This window comes from Prevotella sp. E13-17 (assembly GCF_022024035.1).
Taxonomy (GTDB): domain Bacteria; phylum Bacteroidota; class Bacteroidia; order Bacteroidales; family Bacteroidaceae; genus Prevotella.
On the sequence record NZ_CP091787.1, the window covers coordinates 252008 to 272675 of the forward strand.

At 53.4% G+C, this 20668-nt stretch carries 12 protein-coding genes and 1 tRNA gene; 8 read left to right on the forward strand and 5 right to left on the reverse strand.

The features are described 5' to 3' along the window. Nucleotides 1-113 precede the first annotated feature (113 nt). Entirely contained in the window at nt 114-503 is a 390-nt protein-coding gene (locus L6472_RS00765) for an HIT family protein (protein WP_237806292.1), read from the forward strand. On the opposite strand, the gene L6472_RS00770 is transcribed toward L6472_RS00765, so the two are convergent. Further along, a complete protein-coding gene (locus L6472_RS00770) occupies nt 500-1591 on the reverse strand; it encodes a mannose-1-phosphate guanylyltransferase (RefSeq protein ID WP_237806294.1) in 1092 nt (363 codons plus the stop codon). The genes L6472_RS00765 and L6472_RS00770 overlap by 4 nt on opposite strands. Nucleotides 1592-1728: 137 nt before the next feature. On the opposite strand from L6472_RS00770, the gene L6472_RS00775 reads away from it, so the two are divergent. The 3 genes from L6472_RS00775 (at nt 1729) to L6472_RS00785 (ending at nt 4207) form a co-directional block, all read left to right on the forward strand. Continuing rightward, nucleotides 1729-1810 (forward strand) — tRNA-Leu (locus tag L6472_RS00775). A gap of 78 nt (nt 1811-1888) precedes the next feature. Beyond that, nucleotides 1889-2806: a bifunctional hydroxymethylpyrimidine kinase/phosphomethylpyrimidine kinase gene (locus tag L6472_RS00780; RefSeq protein WP_237806296.1), complete on the forward strand. Its 918-nt coding sequence runs from the start codon at nt 1889-1891 to the stop codon at nt 2804-2806. A 375-nt stretch (nt 2807-3181) separates the two neighbouring features. Continuing rightward, nucleotides 3182-4207 (forward strand): AraC family transcriptional regulator, encoded by a 1026-nt coding sequence (locus tag L6472_RS00785; protein ID WP_237806298.1) that lies wholly within the window; start codon nt 3182-3184, stop codon nt 4205-4207. 260 nt (nt 4208-4467) lie between these two features. Here L6472_RS00785 and L6472_RS00790 read toward each other — a convergent pair whose 3' ends face one another. From L6472_RS00790 to L6472_RS00805, 4 genes are all read right to left on the reverse strand, one after another. Then, nucleotides 4468-5910 (reverse strand): hypothetical protein, encoded by a 1443-nt coding sequence (locus tag L6472_RS00790; RefSeq protein ID WP_237806300.1) that lies wholly within the window; start codon nt 5908-5910, stop codon nt 4468-4470. 286 nt (nt 5911-6196) lie between these two features. Then, nucleotides 6197-7963 carry an asparagine synthase B gene (gene asnB / locus L6472_RS00795; protein ID WP_237806302.1) on the reverse strand — a complete coding sequence of 589 codons (1767 nt, stop codon included), beginning with the start codon at nt 7961-7963 and terminating at the stop codon, nt 6197-6199. 42 nt (nt 7964-8005) lie between these two features. Next, entirely contained in the window at nt 8006-9751 is a 1746-nt protein-coding gene (locus L6472_RS00800) for an amidophosphoribosyltransferase (protein ID WP_237806304.1), read from the reverse strand. Nucleotides 9752-9754: 3 nt separating this feature from the next. Beyond that, nucleotides 9755-11464 (reverse strand): CTP synthase, encoded by a 1710-nt coding sequence (locus L6472_RS00805; RefSeq protein ID WP_237806306.1) that lies wholly within the window; start codon nt 11462-11464, stop codon nt 9755-9757. 311 nt (nt 11465-11775) lie between these two features. On the opposite strand from L6472_RS00805, the gene gltB reads away from it, so the two are divergent. The 4 genes from gltB (at nt 11776) to L6472_RS00825 (ending at nt 20283) form a co-directional block, all read left to right on the forward strand. Continuing rightward, nucleotides 11776-16485, forward strand: a complete 4710-nt coding sequence (gltB, locus tag L6472_RS00810) for a glutamate synthase large subunit (protein WP_237806308.1) — start codon at nt 11776-11778, stop codon at nt 16483-16485. Nucleotides 16486-16562: 77 nt separating this feature from the next. Then, nucleotides 16563-17957 carry a glutamate synthase subunit beta gene (locus L6472_RS00815; protein ID WP_237806310.1) on the forward strand — a complete coding sequence of 465 codons (1395 nt, stop codon included), beginning with the start codon at nt 16563-16565 and terminating at the stop codon, nt 17955-17957. Then, entirely contained in the window at nt 17950-18855 is a 906-nt protein-coding gene (gene dapF / locus L6472_RS00820) for a diaminopimelate epimerase (protein WP_237806312.1), read from the forward strand. Before L6472_RS00815 ends, dapF begins: the two co-directional genes overlap by 8 nt. A 192-nt stretch (nt 18856-19047) precedes the next feature. Further along, nucleotides 19048-20283, forward strand: a complete 1236-nt coding sequence (locus tag L6472_RS00825) for an LL-diaminopimelate aminotransferase (RefSeq protein ID WP_237806314.1) — start codon at nt 19048-19050, stop codon at nt 20281-20283. Nucleotides 20284-20668 lie beyond the last annotated feature (385 nt).

Genomic DNA, 20668 nt, shown 5'->3' on the forward strand with positions numbered 1-20668 from the left:
CTGAGAGTTGAGAACTGAGAGATATGATTAGATTTTATTTGCGTTGAATCAATGCTGAGAGTCGTCATATCCCTCATTTCTCTTTTTTTATCTTATATATATAAATAAGGAATATGGATATTTTCAGTAAGATTGCTGCTGGCGAGATTCCCAGCTACAAGTGTGCCGAGAGCGACAAGTTCTATGCTTTTCTCGACATCAGTCCGGTGGCTAAGGGCCACACCCTGGTCATTCCCCGTCGTGAGGTGGACTACATCTTCGATATGGACGATGAAGAGCTGGCCGAGTATCAGGTGTTTGCCAAGCGCGTGGCTGTAGCCCTGAAGAAAGCTTTCCCCTGCAAGAAGGTGGCACAGGTGGTGTTGGGTCTTGAGGTGCCTCATGCACATATCCACCTCATCCCCATGAACACTGAGGCCGATGTAGATTTCCGCAAAGAAAAACTGCATCTCTCGGAAGAAGAGATGCAGCATATTGCAGAAGAAATCAGAAAGAATTTCTAAACGTATTTTTCACCATAACGTATGCCAACCTCGTTGACATACTTGCGAATGAGCGACGATGAGTCGCTCTTTTTGCATATCAGTAGCACGTCGTCCTGTTCTGCCACGATGTAACCTTCCAGTCCGTTGATGATACCGATATGCCCTTTTGGCAACTTGATAATATTGTCTTTACACTCTTCGAGGATGACTTCCGAATCAATCACCACGTTGTCATCGTCGTTTTTCTGCATACATTCATAGAGAGCATGCCACGTGCCGATGTCGGCCCATCCGAATCCGCAGTGCATCACATAGACATCCTCCGACATTTCGAGGGCAGCCTTGTCCATCGAGATGTTGGGATAAGCCGGATAGTGCTGGCTCACATAGGCATCGCACTCCTCTTTTGAGCCCATGTCCAACAGGTTGGCTATGCGGTAAGGCACGTCCTTGATCACCTCTATGAAGAAATTGCGCAGGTGGTTCACGTCGGTTATGTAGATACCGGTGTTCCACAGAAATTCGCCGCTGTCCATAAACATCTGGGCAAACTCGCGCTCGGGCTTCTCGGTGAACGACTGCACCTTATAGATATTGTCCTTCAGGGTGTGGTCGCCCATTTGGATATAGCCGTAGCCAGGCTCGGGGCGCGATGGCTTGATGCCCATGGTCAGTATGAAATCCTTGCCGGCAGCAAAATCCAAGCCGTCGGTGATGTCCTTGCCGAACGCCTCTTCGTTGAAGATCATCTGGTCGGCAGGTATCACCACGATGCGTGCATCCTGACAGCATCTGTGGATCATGACGCCAGCCCAAGCCACAGCTGGAGCCGTGTTGCGGTTCACGGGCTCGTAGAGAATGTGGTCGTCGTCAAGGTCGCACAACTGCTCGTGCACCAGCTTGTCGTATTCCCTACAGGTGCACACAAAGATATTCTCTTTGGGCAACAGGGCCGCCATGCGGTCGAAGGTGGCTTGCAAAAGTGTCTTTCCGGTGCCGAAGAAGTCGATAAACTGCTTAGGATGCTCAGTCCTGCTCGTTGGCCATAAGCGCTTGCCGCGGCCTCCAGCTAAGATGACACAATAGTTATGACTGTTTTTTTTCATACATCAGATTAGAAAGTTCCATGTTTATTGGGTGTAAAGATAAGAAAAAATCGTGATAGTACCAAGTGAAATGCAGTTTTTTTCTAAATATTTTGCGGGAATAAAAAAAATGTTGTATCTTTGCACCCGCTTTAAGAGCCCAGATGGCGGAATCGGTAGACGCGCTGGTCTCAAACACCAGTGGGGCAACCCGTCCCGGTTCGACCCCGGGTCTGGGTACAAAAGCTCAAGAAGCATGGAGTGCTGCAAAGGAAACTTTGCGGCACTTTTTAGTTAATCAGCAAACAGGAGTATGATATGAGTAACAGACAGACCATACTGACCATTACCGGTAGCGACGGCACTGGCTGGTCGGGCGTGCAGGCCGACATCCAGCTGATACATGCGCTGGGGGGCAAGGCTGCATCCGTCATCACGTCAATCACGGTGCAGAACACGCTGGGTATTCAGGAGTTCTACGACCTCCCCGCCGCTGTCGTTCAGCAGCAGGTCGAGGCTATCGTCAACGACCTGCAGCCACAGATTGTAAAAATCGGTCTGCTGCGCCGCACGGATGTGGTCGAGGTGGTGGCCAGTGTGCTGCGCAAATATCGGCCCCGGCACGTCATCTATGCCCCAGTGCTGCATTCGGCCAAGGGCGAACTGCTCGTGCTGCCCCGTGTTTACGAGGTGATTGAGCGCCAGCTGATGCCTCTGTGCACCATCATCCTGTCGCCCTCCGACCTGCCCCCGGGCCCTCGTCGCCACGGACATGCCAACCAGTTGGCCTCGGCCCTGGCCTACTATCTCAGCCTGGGCGAATCAGAAGCCGACGCCATGCTCCACGCCCAGACCTATCTCAAGGCGCTGCCTGCCGACTATGCCGATGGCAACACCCGCAGCGACGAACTCTACAATCAGTTTCTCATTGCCGTCGAGCGCTACTTCAACCGCTATGCCGACGTGGCATTCTATGCCGAACAGCTCAACGTCAGCGCCCGCTATCTGGGTCAGGTGACGCGCCGCACCGCCAACCGTTCGCCCAAAGCCATCATCGACGAGCGCATCATCAGCGAGATCACCTCGCTGCTCACCTCCACCCATCGCCCCCTCAAGGACATTGCCCAGCGCCTGGGCTTCTCGTCGCAAGCTCATCTGTCGCGCTACTTCAAGAAGCACAAAGGCTGTTCACCGTCCGAATATCTCCGAAACCATCATTCCGTTGCCGAGTCATAGTGCCACTATTGTTTTGCAAAAGTAGTCCTTTTTGGCTATAGAAATGGCACTTCCATGGTATAGAACTGACGCTATAGTTCCCGTCCCAGCCCCTGGAAAGCCCATTTCCAGCCCCTGGATCAGTCACTTCCAAGGGCTACGTTGACCACTTCCAGGGGCTGGATTCGTCTCGTCCAGGGGCTGGATGAGCATCAAAACCTTAACTCTTGCATCACAATAGTAACGCAATGGCACAGCAAAACTGGCCCAATGTCTGCACGATTAAGGCACTTTTGAAAGGTCACATTCAAAAATATATTTCGACAAAACACACCAGAATATCAGAATTATTTGTATTTTTGCCGCATAAAAGACTATGGAACGATGGATAGTTATATGAATATATCGGCATTTCTGATAGGAGCCTCAACAACCTTCTTCGCCATCTTCGCCATGCACATCTTGTTCTGGCGTCGGCAACGAACCCACTTCCAGCTGGTGCTGGGCTGCATCATGGCCATTTGGGCGGTGTGGTGTCTGAAGGATATTGTCATCACCTTCCCCGGGATGTACACCGAAGACGTCCTCAACTGGATATTTATCATCGATTCCTGGTCTGCCCTGACCTATACCGCGTTTGTCTTCGAGGCAGTGATGCCCCGATGGACCACTCCAGCGCGACTCTGTCTGTTGTCGTTGCCCTTTGTCGTCTTCACCTTATTATATATAATATGGCCCGTCAAGGAAGTGATCTATGTCGAGTCGGCGTTTCTTTGGTGCTATGCCTGGACGATTGTCATTATCGGATGGGTGAAGGTGCGCCGCCTCATCAAGTATGTGCGTGAGAACTACTCCAATATTGACCGCATCGACGTGGCATGGCTGAAGCCTGTCTTTGTCTTTGCCATTGTCAGCCAGCTGGCATGGTTGTTTACCTCGCTGACAGCCACAGTAGCTGGCGATATCGTCTATTACTTCTCCATCATTCTGCTGTGGCTGATGGTGCTGCGCTATAGCTGGGATTTCCGTCCTATCATGGTAGATCTGGAACAGGAAAAGACTGTTTTCGAAAAGAAGGATATGATGCCTATCGCAGAGGGGAGGCTGGAGAAGATAGTGGAAGAGCAGCGCCTCTATCTGAACAAGAATCTGACACTTGCCGACATGGCGGTGGCTCTGAACAGCAACCGCACGTATGTGAGCAACTACCTCCGTCAGGTGGTGGGTATGACGTTCTACGACTATGTCAACCTGTTGCGCATAGAGCGTGTCAGCATTCCCATGTTGAAAGAGCACCCTGAGTTCACACTGGAATATGTTGCCCAGGAGAGCGGCTTTGCCTCCATCTCTACGTTCCGTCGGGCATTCATCAAACTGACAGGACAAACTCCCCGCCAATATACGGCTTCTGAAGAATCATAGACTATCAGCGTGACCGAGGGGAAAGCGGTGAGGTCGGCCGTGTTTACCACTACAGCCTCGTCAATGGCCACGCGGTTGGCGGAGGCCACGTCATGAGTGACAAGACAGAAAAGCCTCATAAGGTGCTCATTGATGGAAAGATATACATCGTCCGAAAGGGTAGGGTATATACTCCGCAAGGACAAATGGTGAAATAGCCAGATCGCTATATACGAAAAGACCGTTACGCCCATCCGCGTAACGGTCTTTTTTATAAGAGATTACTTCACAAGCACCTTGTGACCGTTCTCTACCACGATGCCTTTATAGCCTTTCTTGATACGCTGGCCACTGAGGTTATAACGGACAGATGAAGCATTGGTTCGGTTGGACAACACGTTTTCGATGCCAGTTACTTCACTGGCAAACTGTAGCTCGGTAATCCACAGTTTTGAGCCCGGTGCCGATGCACCACTGCCCTCTGTGCTGGAACTCATGCCACTGACACTCGAGGTGATGTCGATATAGAAGGCGTTGATGCCCCAACCAAGACCGGAAGGGTCGTTGCCATTTTCGCTCTCGGAAAGATCGATGTAGCCGAAAGTCCAGTCAGACGCAGCCTCGGTTATCTTCTTGCGGAACTTCACAGTACGGGTCACTTGCGGTTTAATCACCAGGTCTTCGTTGAATTGGATGAACACCTGTGCTACGTCACCAGTCACGGGTTGGTATTTGTACCAGAAGGTGAGATAGCGTGCGGGAATTTTGTTGCAAGGCACGCCCTGTTCGTACTCGCTGCCGCTCATCTTTTTCAGGAAGCAGTCGGTGACTAACAGCGACGTTGTGACCACCTCACCCGGCATACCTGCCGCCGACATGTCCACTACCTTCGACTCAAGCAGAGCTGCCGTAGTCCCCGCAGTTCGGCCTTCGGTCTTCGTCACGCAGCCAGGAGCCAGAATGTTGAATGTGTCCCAATAGCCCGACGGTGACGTGTAGCTTCCGCCACCCATCTCTGCGGGCAGGTTGCGCTCCTCCCAGTCGGCAAAGCTGCCGTTGGGCACCTGATACAAGGTTACTGGCGAACCTCCGCCCACTTTGCTGTCGTCCACTATGAGGTTTGCGCCCGTACTCACCTTATATTTGTTCCAAGCCTCAGCACTCTGTTGGGTATATACTATGACGGTGAAATTCGGTTGGGTGTTCACTACGTCAGAGCCGAGCATCAGCGTGCCCTGCACGTTGCAGTCGAACGTTTCCAGATGTGTGTTTTCCATGAAGATTTTGTCGGGGATAGCATAGTCTCCACCGGCCTCTATGCCGATAATATGCAGTTCGGTATAATCTTTGAACTGAGCCTCTTGCAATGATACATTCTTCACATATAGTCGCTTCACGTTGTTCTGTGCCGTCATTTCCTGACCCGCCATTTGCAACGTGTACTGACGGAACATCGGCTCCCAGTAATTGGGGTCGGTGAGGTCAGAGCCTTCGATATGTGCCCACTTGGTAGCGTCAATCGGTTCAATGGTGAGTTGGAACTGTGGCCCGCGGTCTGCCCATTCATAGGTGTCGAGCGTGAATCGGTAGTTGTTCATTTGGTTCTCGCCTACAAATGCCATATACGAGTCGGTGATAACGGGGTCGTGCAGCGTAATCTGCGCCTGTACATCCATTGCCAGCATGAAGAGAACCATCAGTAAAGATAAAACTTTTGTTTTCATACGTTGCTGATTTTAAGTGAATATTATATTTAAGTGAACACTATGATAGATGATGTATTATGTAAATCATCATTTTCCACAAATCACCGTTATTGATGCTTGACATGTCGGACTTGTCGTAGATGGTAACTCAAATTTAAGAATACCATAATCATGCGCATCAAAATGTTATAACAACCGCAAAGATATAAAATCTTTTTCAATCATTGTCCATTTCGTCCGAAAAAAATGCAAAAAGCGTTAATAGGCTTGCTCATGCACGCCTTTAGAACGTGATGTCGTTCCGTTAATAGGCTTGCTCATGCACGCCTTTAACGGCTCGACCCGAGGGGTCGTTCATGTTCTTGAAGGCTTCGTCCCACTCCAGGGCAATGGCGGTGGAACAGGCTACGGATGCCTCGCTGGGCACACTGAGGGCGGCTGAGTCGCTGGGGAAGTGCTCGGCGAAGATTGAGCGGTAGTAGTATTCTTCCTTGTTCTTAGGCGGATTGATGGGGAAGCGCTCGGCGGCATGTGCCATCTGCTCGTCGCTCACGGCTGCAGCGGTCATCTCCTTCAAGGTGTCGATCCATGAGTAGCCCACACCATCAGAGAACTGCTCTTTCTGTCGCCAGACTACTGCCTCGGGCAGCATGTCGGCAAAGGCCTCGCGCACAATGCGCTTCTCAATGGAAACCCCCTCTAAATCTCCACGGGGGGAGACTTTCAGAGCGTCGTTTCCTCCCCTCGGGGAGGTTAGGTGGGGGTTACACATCTTGGCCTCGGGGTTGGTTCGCATGGCTACATCGAGGAACTCCTTGTCGAGGAAGGGCACGCGGCCCTCAACACCCCAAGCACTCAGGCTTTTGTTGGCGCGCAGACAGTCGTAGAGGTGCAGTTTGGAGAGCTTGCGAACGGTCTCTTCGTGGAAATCTTTGGCCGTTGGCGCTTTGTGGAAGTAGAGATAGCCTCCGAAGATTTCGTCGGCACCCTCGCCGCTGAGCACCATCTTGATGCCCATCGACTTGATGACGCGTGCCAGCAAGTACATGGGCGTTGAGGCGCGAACGGTAGTCACGTCGTAGGTCTCGATGAAGTAGATGACGTCGCGGATGGCATCGAGTCCTTCTTGAATGGTGTAGTTGATCTCGTGGTGAACGGTACCGATGTGGTCGGCCACCATCTTGGCTTTGGCCAGGTCGGGCGCGCCCTTCAGTCCCACCGCAAACGAGTGCAGACGGGGCCAGTAGGCTTTCGACTGCGAGTTGTCTTCGATGCGCATCTCGCTGTATTTCTCGGCGATGGCAGAGATGACAGACGAGTCGAGGCCGCCCGAGAGGAGCACACCGTAGGGCACGTCGCTCATCAGCTGTCGTTTGACGGCAGCTTCGAGTGCGTCGTGGATAGCAGTGACAGAAGCAGGATTGTTTTTGACTGCATCGTATTCAAACCAATCGCGTTTGTAGTAGCGCTTCATGCCAGGGTCGGCACTATAGTAGTAGTGACCGGGAAGGAACGGCTCGTAGCGCTCGCACTGGCCCTCGAGGGCTTTCAGTTCGGACGCCACATAGATGGTGCCGTCGGCATCATAGCCGATGTAGAGGGGTATCACCCCGATAGGGTCGCGGGCAATGAGAAACGTATCCTTCTCCTCGTCGTAGAGGGCGAAGGCAAAAATGCCATTCAGGTCTTCCAAGAAGTTGATGCCTTTTTCGCGGTACAGCGCCAGAATCACCTCGCAGTCACTACCCGTCTGGAAGTCGTACTTGCCAGCATAGCGGCGACGTATCTCTTGATGGTTGTAAATCTCGCCATTAACCGCCAATATCTGTTTGCCGTCGGGCGAGAACAGCGGCTGTTTGCCCGATTCAGGGTCAACGATGCTCAGTCGCTCGTGAGCCAATATGGCTGAGCCACCGCTGTAGATGCCGCTCCAGTCGGGGCCGCGGTGACGGATTTTCTGACTCATCTTCAGTGCCTTTTCACGCAGAGCAGGCATTTGTTCTTTTGCGTTTTTGCCCTGACAGGCGCCATCTTGCGTTGTCGAGCGAAAGATTCCAACGATTCCACACATAGTCTTATTCTAGTTTTTTGTTGCTTTTGTTGTTGTTATGGGTTATTTCTGCAAACTGTCAATATAGTTCACGAAAGCCTGATTGCAGAGTCGAGTGCCGCCAGGCGTGGGGTAGTGGCCCGTGAAGTACCAGTCGCCGGGGTGGCTGGGGCACGCCTTGTGCAGTCCTTCGATGCTTTGGAACACCAGCTCGATGGGCGCCTGCATATCCTTTGGGCGCAATATTTCCACAATCTTCTGGTTGATTTCCTCAACGGTGAATGGCTCGTAGAGGGCGCGCACGCAGTTTTGCATCTGCTCCTTGGGCTTCTGCAGTTCGTGCTTGCAAGCTTCGTAGGTGTCGCTTACCAGCTGTTGCATGCCGCGTTGCTTCAGCAGTGCCATTGTGGCGCGAAAGGCACAGAACTCCTCTAATCGGGCCATGTCGATGCCATAGTAGTCGGGGTAGCGAATCTGTGGCGAGCTTGACACCATCACAATCTTCTTGGGGTGCAGTCGGTCCAGTATCTTAAAGATGCTCTCTTTGAGCGTGGTGCCGCGCACGATGCTGTCGTCGATAATCACCAGGTTGTCCACCTGTGGGCGCAGCGAACCGTAGCTAATGTCATAGACATGGGCTGCCAGATCGTTGCGCTCGCTGTTGTCGGTGATAAAGGTGCGCAGCTTGATGTCTTTCCATACCACCTTTTCTGTGCGCACATCACCGTGAAGCTTGCGGAAACCGTCGGTCATACCATAAAAGGCCACCTCGGCCGTGTTGGGTATATACGAGAAGACGGTGTTGTCCACGTCCCCGTCGATGGCCTGCTTGATGGCGGGTGTGAGCAGTTCGCCCAGTCGTTTGCGCTCCTGATAGATGTCGCAGTCTGAACCTCTGCTGAAGTAGATGCGCTCGAACGAGCAGGCGCATAGTTGCTGTGCAGGCATGATCTGTGCCAGTTGGCTTTCACCGTTCTGATGAACGATGAGAGCCTGGCCGGGTTTCAGTTCATGTATGTCCGTTGCCTGAATGTCGAAGGTGGTCTGCAGCACGGGACGCTCGCTGGCAAGTGCGATGATCTCTTCATCGCGATAGTAGAAAGCCGGGCGTATGCCCCAAGGGTCGCGCACCGAGAACATCTCGCCCGAGCCGGTGAGTCCGCACATCACGTAGCCGCCATCGTAGTGCTGCATGGTGGTGCGCAGCACGTTGGCCATCTCTACATGACTGTCTATATAGTCGGTGATGGCCGTGCCCTCCAGTCCTTGCGCTTTGGCCTCGGCGAAGAGACGCTCCACCTCGCGGTCCAGCCGGTGTCCCATCAGTTCGAGTGTGATGTATGAGTCACCATAGATGCGAGGCGATTGTCCCTGCGCTGTGAGAAAACGGAAGACCTCGTCGATGTTAGTCATGTTGAAGTTGCCACACAGACACAGGTTCTTCGCTCTCCAGTTGTTGCGGCGCAAGAAAGGATGAACAAATGTCAGTCCACTCTTGCCTGTGGTCGAGTAGCGCAGGTGTCCCATGAGCAGCTCGCCCTTCATCTCTTCTGTTACTCTGGAGAAAATCTGTGTGATGGCATCCTTGCCTTCTGCTTTCTCACGAAACATATACTCGGTGCCAGGCTTGTTGGTCAGGCTCACCGATGCAATACCGGCACCCTCCTGTCCGCGATTGTGCTGCTTCTCCATCATCAGGTAGAGCTTGTTGAATCCGTAGGCCCAGGTGCCGTATTTCTTCTCGTAGTAGTCAAGTGGCTTCAGCAGACGAATCATTGCCACGCCACATTCGTGTTTCAGCTGTTCCATATTCTATTTGCAGGCTTTGATGAACGACATGAACAAGGGGTGCGGGTTGAGTACCGTCGATGTGTATTCGGGGTGGAACTGGGTTCCGATGTACCAGCGTTTCTCGGGTATCTCGACAATCTCCACCAGGTTGGCGGCGGGGTTGATGCCCACGCACTTCATGCCGGCAGCCTCGTACTCCTGCTGATACTGGTTGTTGAACTCGTAGCGGTGGCGGTGGCGCTCCTTGATAAAGAGACTCTCCTCCGACCCCTCTCTGTGAGCGAGGGGAGTAGATTGTTCTGACTGCGAGTATGCCTCAAACGTCTTACAACCTTTCAACACCTTACATTCGTAGGCGCCCAGTCGCATGGTGCCGCCCATCTGTGTGATGCTCTTCTGTTCCTCCATGATGTCGATGACGTTGTGGGGCGTCAGGTTGTCCATCTCCGCACTGTTGGCATCCTCGTAGCCCAGTACGTTGCGGGCAAACTCAATCACCATCATCTGCATGCCCAGACAGATGCCGAAGGTGGGTATGTCGTTGGTGCGTGTGTATTCAGCAGCAATGATTTTGCCCTCGATGCCACGACTGCCGAATCCCGGACAGATCACGACGCCCTGCATGCCCTCAAGCTTCTCGCCGATGTTCTGTTTGGTGATCTCCTCGCTGTTTACAAAATGCAGGCGGGCTTTCACGTCGTTGTAGATGCCAGCCAGGTTCAAGCTCTCGCGGATGCTCTTGTAGGCATCTTGCAAATCATACTTGCCTACCAGTGCGATATGTACTTCGTTGGTGGCACCCCGCTGCTTGTCGAGAAATGCGTGCCATGGCTTCATGGCTGGTGTCTCGCCCACGGGAATGCCAATCTTGCGCATGATGGCAGCATCCAGTCCCTGGCGCTGCATGTTCACGGGCACCTCGTAGATAGAGGGCAGGTCCTCGCTCTGGATGACGCACTCCAAGTCCACGTTACAGAACGATGCCACCTTCATGCGCATGCCGTCGTCAAGATGTCGCTCTGTACGAAGCACCAGGATGTCGGGCTGAATACCCATTCCTTGCAGTTCCTTTACGGAGTGCTGAGTGGGCTTGGTCTTCAGTTCGTCGGCAGCCTTCAGATAGGGCACGTAGGTCAGGTGCACGCAGACGGCATTGCGTCCCAGCTGGTAGCGCAATTGGCGGATGGCCTCCATGAATGGCGCACTCTCTATGTCGCCGATGGTGCCGCCCACCTCGGTGATAACAAAGTCGAGGACCTCTCCCGACCTCCCCAAAGGGGAGGAGGGGCTGTCGCTTTCCCTGCCCGTCAGGCACTCCCCTCCTTGGGAGGGGGCAGGGGAGGTTCTCAGCATCCTCCTCTTAATCTCGTCGGTGATATGAGGCACTACTTGGATTGTTTTGCCCAGATAGTCGCCGTGGCGTTCGCGATCTATCACCGTCTTGTAGATGCGTCCAGTGGTTATGCTGTTGTTTCGTGTCGTGTGTATGCCAGTGAATCGCTCGTAGTGTCCCAAGTCCAGGTCGGTCTCAAATCCGTCTTCGGTCACGTAGCACTCACCGTGCTCGTATGGGTTCAGTGTGCCTGGGTCGATGTTGATGTAGGGATCGAACTTCTGAATGGTTACCTTATAGCCGCGTGCTTGCAGCAGTTTTCCAATGCTGGCCGAAATGATACCTTTTCCCAACGAGGAAACGACACCACCTGTCACGAATATGTATTTTGTTTCCATGAATATAATATAAGAATGTGTTTGTTGTCCATCAAAATTGCTCTGCAAAGTTACCGTTTTTAAAAATAAATGAAGTTTCTCTTCCGGTTTTTGCATGAATAAAATGAAGTCAACTAACAATTTGTAACAATTGGAGGCTTTTGAGAAATAAATCATAATCAAAATAAAAGAATTTAGCGCCATTTTGCAACAAAGTGTAAGTTTGCAACAAATTATTGAATTAAAAAGAAAGTATAAAGACTGATGTTGTTGCATTTTGATTTATCTTTGCAGCCGGAATTTGACAAAACAAAAGGTAAAGCAAGGATAATATGACACAACGAAAACTAAACAATCAGGGACTTTATCAAAGTGAATATGAGCACGATGCCTGTGGTGTGGGTATGGTGGTGAACATCCACGGTGGTAAGAGTCATGAGCTGGTGGACAACGCATTGAGGGTGTTGGAAAACATGGAGCATCGTGGTGCTGAGACGCGCGACAAGACGGGCGACGGTGCCGGCATCATGGTGCAGATTCCCCACGAGTTTATTCTTCTTCAGGGCATCCCAGTGCCCGAGAAGGGGAAATACGGCACCGGACTGGTGTTCCTGCCCAAAGAAGAGCGTGCGCAGCAGGCGATACTGAGTGTGATGATAGAGGAGATAGAGCGCGAAGGCTTGCAACTGATGCATCTGCGCACTGTTCCCACCAACCCCGAGGTGCTGGGTGTGGCTGCTCGCGAGGTTGAACCAGACATTAAGCAGATTTTTGTGAAGAGGGGACCCACCCCCCATCCCCTCCCTGTAATGGAGGGGAGTGATTACACTTCAGACGAAGAGGAGAAGACATTCGAACGCACATTATATATAATAAGGAAGAGAATCGAGAATAGGGTAGCCAAAATGGAAGAACTATCTACTCCCCTCCCTCACAGGGAGGGGCAGGGGGGAGAGTCCGATTTCTACATTTGCTCCCTCTCTTCTAAGAATCTCATCTATAAGGGTATGCTCACCAGCGGACAGCTGCGTCGCTACTTCCCCGACCTCTCGAACGACTATTTCACCAGCGGACTGGCTTTGGTTCACTCGCGCTTCTCTACCAATACCTTCCCTAAATGGAAGCTGGCGCAGCCCTTCCGACTGCTGGCCCACAATGGTGAGATCAATACCATTCGTGGCAACCGCGGGTGGATGAAAGCCCGCGAGAGTGTGTTGAGCAGTGAGGCGCTAGGCGACATCAAGGACCTGCGCCCCATCGTGCAGGACGGCATGAGCGACTCGGCCAGTCTCGACAACGTGTTCGAGTTCCTGATGATGAGCGGACTCTCGCTGCCCCAGGCGATGGCCATCCTCGTGCCTGAGAGCTTCAACGACAAGAACCCCATCTCGGAGGATTTGAAGGCCTTCTACGAATATCACTCTATCCTGATGGAGCCTTGGGACGGACCTGCCGCACTGTTATTCTCCGACGGTCGCTATGCGGGGGGTATGCTCGACCGCAACGGTCTGCGCCCCAGTCGCTATACCATCACCAAACAAGGGATGATGGTGGTGGCCAGCGAGGTGGGCGTGATGGACTTTGAGCCTGGCGACGTGGTGTCGAAAGGTCGCCTGCAGCCGGGGAAAATCCTGCTCATCGACACCCAGGAAGGAAAAATCTACTACGACGGCGAAATCAAGGAGCAGCTCGCCAAGGCTCATCCCTACCGCGAGTGGCTCTCGGAGAACCGCGTGCAACTGGAGAAACTCAAGAGTGGAAGGAAGGTGGACAACAGCGTGGCCGACCTGCCCCGCAAGCTGGTGCAGTTCGGCTATGGTCAGGAGGATATCGACAAGACCATCATACCGATGGCTACTGCCGGACAGGAGCCTGTGGCCGCGATGGGTAACGACACGCCGCTGGCGGTCATCTCTGATCGTCCGCAGGTGTTTTTCAACTATTTCCGCCAGCAGTTCGCTCAGGTCACCAACCCCGCTATCGACCCCATCCGCGAGGAGCTGGTGATGAGCCTGACAGAATATATCGGCGCCGTGGGCACCAACATCCTGACGCCCGACGCCTCGAACTGTAAGATGGTGCGCCTGCCACAACCCGTTCTGACCAACACACAACTCGATATATTATGTAATATAAGGTATAAGGGATTCAAGACCATAAAACTAGCGATAGCGTTCACCTCCCCCGACCCCTCCAAAGGAGGGGAGAGCCTACGGGCAGCATTAGACAAATTGTGTAAAGATGCAGAGCAGGCTGTGGACGATGGCTATAACTATATAATCCTAACCGACCGCGAAGAGGAAGTCCGTAAGGCACTCCCCTCCTTTGGAGGGGTTGGGGGAGGTTACATTCCCTCCCTCCTAGCCGTCAGCGCTGTTCACCACTATCTGATAAGCGTGAGCAAGCGCGTGCAGACAGCCCTCATCGTGGAGAGTGGCGAGATTCGTGAGACGATGCACGCTGCCCTGCTGCTGGGCTACGGCGCCAGCGCCCTCTGTCCGTATATGACCTTCGCCATCCTCGACGATCTGGTGAAGCGCGGAAAAATTCAGGAGGCCTACGAGACCGCCGAGAAAAACTATATCAAGGCCGTGGATAAGGGCCTGAAGAAGATTATGTCGAAAATGGGTATCTCGACCATTCGCTCTTATCGTGGAGCCAAGATCTTCGAGAGCATCGGACTGAGCGAGGACCTACTGCGCCGCTACTTCGGTACAGAGGTGAGCACCATCGGTGGTGTGGGCCTGAAGGAAATAGCAAGGGATGCTATCCGTCTGCGCGAGCAGGCCAAAGAGCAGACCATGCTGCAGAACCAGGGCCTCTTTGCATGGCGCAAGGATGGTATCAAGCACGCCTGGAACCCAGAGACTATCGCCAAACTGCAACTGGCCTGTCGACAAGGCTCGTACGAGAAGTTTAAAGAGTGGTCAAAATTGGTTGACGAGAAAGAATCTCCCATCTTCTTGCGTGACTTCCTTCGATTCAAGAAAGTTACTACTCCCCTCCATGACAGGGAGGGGCAGGGGGGAGGGTCTTCCGTCTCCCTCGACGAGGTGGAAAGTGTTGAGAGCATCGTGAAACACTTTGTCACCGGTGCCATGTCGTTTGGCGCTCTCAGCATCGAGGCTCACGAGGCACTGGCACTGGCGATGAATAAGTTGGGCACACGTAGTAACACGGGTGAGGGTGGCGAGGATAACGTCCGCTATCACTCAGTGGTCGATGGCGTGAGCCTGAGTTCAAAGACTAAACAGATTGCCAGTGGTCGTTTTGGTGTTACTGCCGAATACTTAGTGAATGCCGAAGAAATACAAATCAAGGTGGCACAGGGTGCCAAGCCTGGTGAGGGCGGACAGTTGCCCGGATTCAAGGTCAACGACATCATCGCCAAGACGCGTCATGCCATCCCCGGCATCTCGCTCATTTCGCCGCCACCTCATCACGATATCTATTCTATTGAAGACCTGGCGCAGCTTATCTTCGACCTGAAGAACATCAACCCCACGGCTGCCGTCAGCGTGAAGCTCGTTGCCGAGAGTGGGGTAGGAACGATTGCCGCTGGTGTGGCTAAGGCCAAGGCCGACCTTATTGTCATCTCTGGTGCCGAGGGTGGCACGGGTGCATCGCCTGCTTCGAGCATGCGCTTTGCCGGAATCTCGCCTGAGATAGGACTGGCAGAGACCCAGCAGACCTTGGTGATGAACGGTCTGCGCAACCAAGTGCGCCTGCAGACCGACGGACAGCTCAAGACCGCCAAGGACGTAATCGTGATGGCCATGCTGGGTGCCGACGAGTTCTCGTTCGGTACGCTGCCCCTCATCGTGCTGGGCTGCGTGATGATGCGTAAGTGTAATACCAATACCTGCCCCATGGGTGTGGCCACCCAGAACCCCGAGCTGCGCAAGCATTTTGAGGGTAGGGCCGAATACGTGGTGAACTACTTCACCTTCCTGGCTCAGCAGGTACGCGAATACCTCTCGGAGATAGGCGTACATTCGCTGAAAGAGATTATCGGGCGGACGGAGCTGATTGAAAGCCTCACCCCCAGCCCCTCTCCGAGTGGAGAGGGGAGTAGTGTCACCGACAAATGGGCGACCATTGACTTCGGTCGCTTGCTTCACAAGCCTGACACTGACAAGGCGCTTTATTGGGACCGCGGGGCATATACAGAGGTTGGTGGCAATCATCTCAACAAACAGATACTCGCAGACTTTTCGGAGTTGATACTATCTACTCCCCTCGCCTCTGGGAGAGGGGACGGGGGTGAGGCTTCGTATGCCATCAAGAATACCGACCGTGCGGTGGCTACTATGCTCTCGGGCGCCATCGCCAAGAGATACGGCGAACAAGGTTTGCCCGACGGCACTATCAAGATCAAGTTCAAGGGCTCGGCAGGTCAGAGCTTCGGTGCCTTTGCCGTGAAGGGCTTGGACCTGCGCCTCGAGGGCGAGGCCAACGATTACTTCGGCAAAGGTCTCTCGGGCGGACGCATCTCTATCCTGCCCCCGGCTCGTCGCAGTGATGACTTCAAGGCCGAGGAGAATATCATTGCCGGCAATACCGGTCTCTATGGCGCCACCTCGGGCGAACTCTACATCAACGGAAAGGTGGGTGAGCGCTTTGGTGTGCGCAACTCCGGAGCCATTGCGGTCATCGAGGGTGCTGGCGACCATTGCTGCGAGTATATGACGGGCGGTCGCGTGGTGGTGCTCGGCAAAACAGGTCGCAACTTCGCTGCAGGTATGAGTGGCGGTGTGGCCTATGTCTATGACCCCGACCACACGTTCGATTACTTCTGCAACATGGATATGGTGGAGCTCTCGCTCGTAGAGGACAGTGTCTCTCGTAAGGAACTGCTCGAGTTCATCCGTCAGCATTACCTCCATACGGGTTCTGCTCTTGCAGGGCGCATGCTCGACGATTGGCATCGCTATATCGAGGACTTCATCCAGGTGGTGCCCATCGAGTATAAGCGTGTGCTCGAAGAGGAGAAGATGGCACGTCTGCACGAAAAGATTGCCGACATCCAGCGCGACTATTAAAAATTGAAGAATTAAAGAATGGAAGAATTAAAGAGAATTTCAATTTTTCAATCTTTCAACTTTTAAATTTTAAAAAAATGGGAAATCCAAAAGCTTTTTTAGAGATACACCGCCAAGAGGCGGGTTATCGTCCGATTCACGATAGAATCCATGACTTTGGCGAGGTGGAGCAGACGCTCTCCACTCGCGAGCGCAAACTGCAGGCAAGCCGTTGCATGGACTGTGGCGTACCTTTTTGCCACTGGGCTTGTCCGCTGGGCAACAAAGCACCAGAGTGGAACGATGCCCTGTACAAGGGCGACTTCGAACTAGCCTACCACTTGCTGAACAGCACGAACCCCTTCCCTGAGTTCACGGGGCGTATCTGCCCTGCTCTCTGCGAGAAGGCCTGTGTGCTGAACCGCTTCAACCACGAACCTACCACCAATCGCGAGGATGAATGTGCCATTACCGAGATGGCTTTTCAGGAAGGTTTTATCCAGCCTCGTAAGGATATTAAGCGCCGCTCGGCCGAAGGACGCTCGCAAGGCGAGAATGGTAAGACGGTGGCCGTGATTGGTGCTGGTCCTGCCGGACTCGCTGCTGCCAACGACCTGAACCAGATGGGCTACACCGTCACGGTGTTTGAGAAGAACGAGGCTGCTGGTGGCTTGCTGCGCTACGGCATCCCCAACTTCAAACTCAACAAGGCCGTCATCGACCGCCGCATCAAGCTACTAGAAGAAGAGGGCATCGAATTTAAATATGGCCAAGAGATACCTCTCACCTCTCACCTCTCATCTCTCAGTTCTGATTACGACGCCATAGTCGTCGCTACCGGCACCCCCACCGCCCGCGATCTGAAAGCCCCCGGCCGCGAACTGAAGGGTGTGCACTTCGCTCTCGAACTGTTGTCGCAGCAGAACCGTGTGCTGGCAGGCATCGAATTCTCAAAGGATGAGCGTATCACCGCCAAGGGCAAGGATGTGCTGGTGATTGGTGGTGGCGACACGGGCTCTGACTGTATTGGCACCGCCCATCGTCAGGGTTGTAAGAGTGTCACTCAGATTGAGATTATGCCGCGTCCTGTGGAAGGTCCGGAAGACCCGCAGAACCCTTGGCCCAACTGGCCTCGCACGCTCAAGACCACCTCGAGCCACGAAGAGGGTTGCACTCGCCGCTGGAACATCAACACCTTGGAGTTCTTAGGCGAGAACGGCAAACTCACAGGTGTCAAGGTGCAGGAGATTGACTGGAAACCCAACCCCGAGGGCGGTCGTCCCATCATGGTGGAGAAGGGCAAGCCTGAAATCATCAAGGCCGAGCTCTGTCTGTTGGCCATGGGCTTCCTGAAGCCCGAACATCCTGAATATCCTGCTAATGTATTTGTTTGTGGCGACTCTGCCAATGGTGCCTCGCTGGTGGTACGTGCGATGGCCAGCGGTAGGGAAACGGCAAAGAAAGTTGAAGCATATCTCTCAGCCAATGACTAAGATACCTTTCACAAAAATGCACGGTTGCGGCAACGACTATATCTATGTCGATACAACGCAGTACCCCATTGCCGATCCTGTGGCAGCAGCCATTGCCTGGAGCGATCGTCATAAGGGTGTCGGGTCCGACGGACTGGTGCTGATAGGCAAGTCGTCCATCCCCGAGGCCGATTTCACAATGCGCATCTTCAATGCCGACGGCAGCGAGGCGATGATGTGCGGCAACGCTTCGAGGTGCATAGGAAAGTACCTCTATGAGAGGACCAACCCCTGGCTCCTCCCAGTCAAAGAGGGAAATGGATACAAGGAGACCGTCATACGCTTGCTGACGCTGTCTGGCGTTAAAGTACTGTATCTGCATATTGTGAATGATGTTGTGGAGAGCGTCACCGTGGATATGGGCGAACCTGTTTTAGAGGACGATAATTTATTCACCCCAAATCTATCAACACCCCTCCCTCACAGGGAGGGGCAGGGGGTGGGTCTCTTCGTCTCCATGGGCAACCCCCACTACGTCATCTTCACCGACGACGTCGATCAGGTGGGCGACACGGGACGTGTGCTTGAGCATCATCCCGCCTTCCCGCAACGCTGCAACATCGAGTTTGCGACTCCCCTCCCTTCGGAGAGGGCGGGGGAGGCTTTCCGCACCCGGGTGTGGGAGCGCGGCAGCGGCATCACCCAAGCCTGTGGCACCGGTGCCTGTGCCACTGCTGTGGCAGCAGCCTTCACAGGCAGGGCTGGACGCATGTCGCACATCGTGATGGATGGCGGCACGCTCACCATCGAATGGGCCGAAGCCGACCGTGCGGCCGATGGTCGTCAGTATAAGAAAAACCACGTTTATATGACGGGACCTGCTGCCTTTGTCTTCGATGGCGAGATTACGGCCCCCTAAGTTAGGGGGCAACAGGGGTCTGAACAAGCCAAAGTCCCCTTCATAAGGGGATTTAGGGGTCTGAACAGGCTCTCTTACACATAATATTAACAATTAACGGGAAAGACACGAGGGGCGTTCAGACCCCCAACCCCCTCACTTAGGGGGCTCGCGTTCAGACCCCCATCCCCCTAACTTAGGGGGCTTAGATATATGGCACTAGTTAACGAACATTTTTTGAAGCTGCCCAACAACTACTTGTTTGCAGATATAGCTAAGAAGGTCAATGCTTTCAAGGTGACACACCCCGAAGCCGATGTCATCTCCATGGGCATTGGCGATGTCACGCAACCTCTGTGTCCGGCCGTCATTGAGGCCATGCACAGAGCCACCGACGAGATGGCCACCCGACAGGGCTTTCGCGGCTACGGTCCTGAGCAAGGCTACGACTTCCTGCGCGAGGCCATCCTGAAGAACGACTTCCTGCCTCGTGGCATCCATCTCGACATGGACGAGGTCTTCATCAACGATGGGGCTAAGAGCGACACGGGCAACATCCAGGAACTCATTCGCTGGGACAACTCCATCGGTGTCACCGATCCTATCTATCCTGTGTATATTGACTCAAACGTGATGATTGGCCGTGCCGGTACGGTCCAGAACGGTCTGTGGTCTAATGTGGTCTATATGCCTTGTAACGCCGAGAATGGTTTTACACCAGAGTTGCCCAAACAGCGTGTTGACGTCATCTACCTCTGCTACCCCAACAACCCCACGGGCACGGTCATCTCTAAGCAGGAACTGCGCAAATGGGTGAACTATGCCCTGAAGAACGACACGCTCATATTCTACGATGCCGCCTATCAGGCTTTCATCACCGATCCCGAGGTGCCTCATAGCATCTACGAGATCCGGGGCGCCCGCAAGTGTGCCATTGAGTTCCACTCCTATTCAAAGACAGCTGGCTTCACCGGTGTGCGCTGCGGCTACACCATCGTGCCCAAGGACTTGACTGCCGCCACCATCGACGGTCGTCGCATAGCGCTGAACCCTCTGTGGAACCGCCGTCAGTGCACCAAGTTCAATGGCACCAGCTACATCTCGCAACGTGCTGCCGAGGCCATCTACACCCCCGAGGGCAAACAGCAGGTGCAGCAGACCATCGACTACTACATGCAGAATGCCGGTCGCCTGCTGACAGGGCTTAGGGCTGCAGGCTTCGAGTGCTACGGTGGCGAGAATGCACCATATATATGGATGCGCACGCCTGAGGGCTCAACGTCTTGGCAGTTTTTCGAGGAACTGCTCTATGGTGCCAACGTGGTCTGCACGCCAGGCGTAGGCTTCGGTCCCAGTGGCGAGGGCTACGTGCGGTTCACCGCCTTCGGCACCCATGAGTCCACCGATGAGGCTCTGGAGAGAATTCTGAAATGGAGTGCTGGTAAATAAGCCAGAATAAGCCCCCGGACCCCCTCCTAACCTCCCCCTGTATGGGGAGGAATGGTTAGACTTTTAAATGGAAGATGATAGACAGCAAAAAAAGAAATGATTAGCAGTAAATGAAAGACTAAAAACCGCCCCTTATTCTAGTTTTTTTGCAGAAGTTGTTGGTGAATATGAATTCATCAACAACTTTTTTTTGATGCATGAAATGATTGGGCTATTTCCCTTGTGATATAACAAAAACCGCGGACCTTCGGTCCTAAAAACCAATTTGGATATCCCGCAAGGAACAAAAGGATATAGCACCAAATGCTAAAAACTATCCATTCCTCCCCATACAGGGGGAGGCTAGGAGGGGGTCCGGAGGTTAGGAGGGAGTTTTGCGAAATTT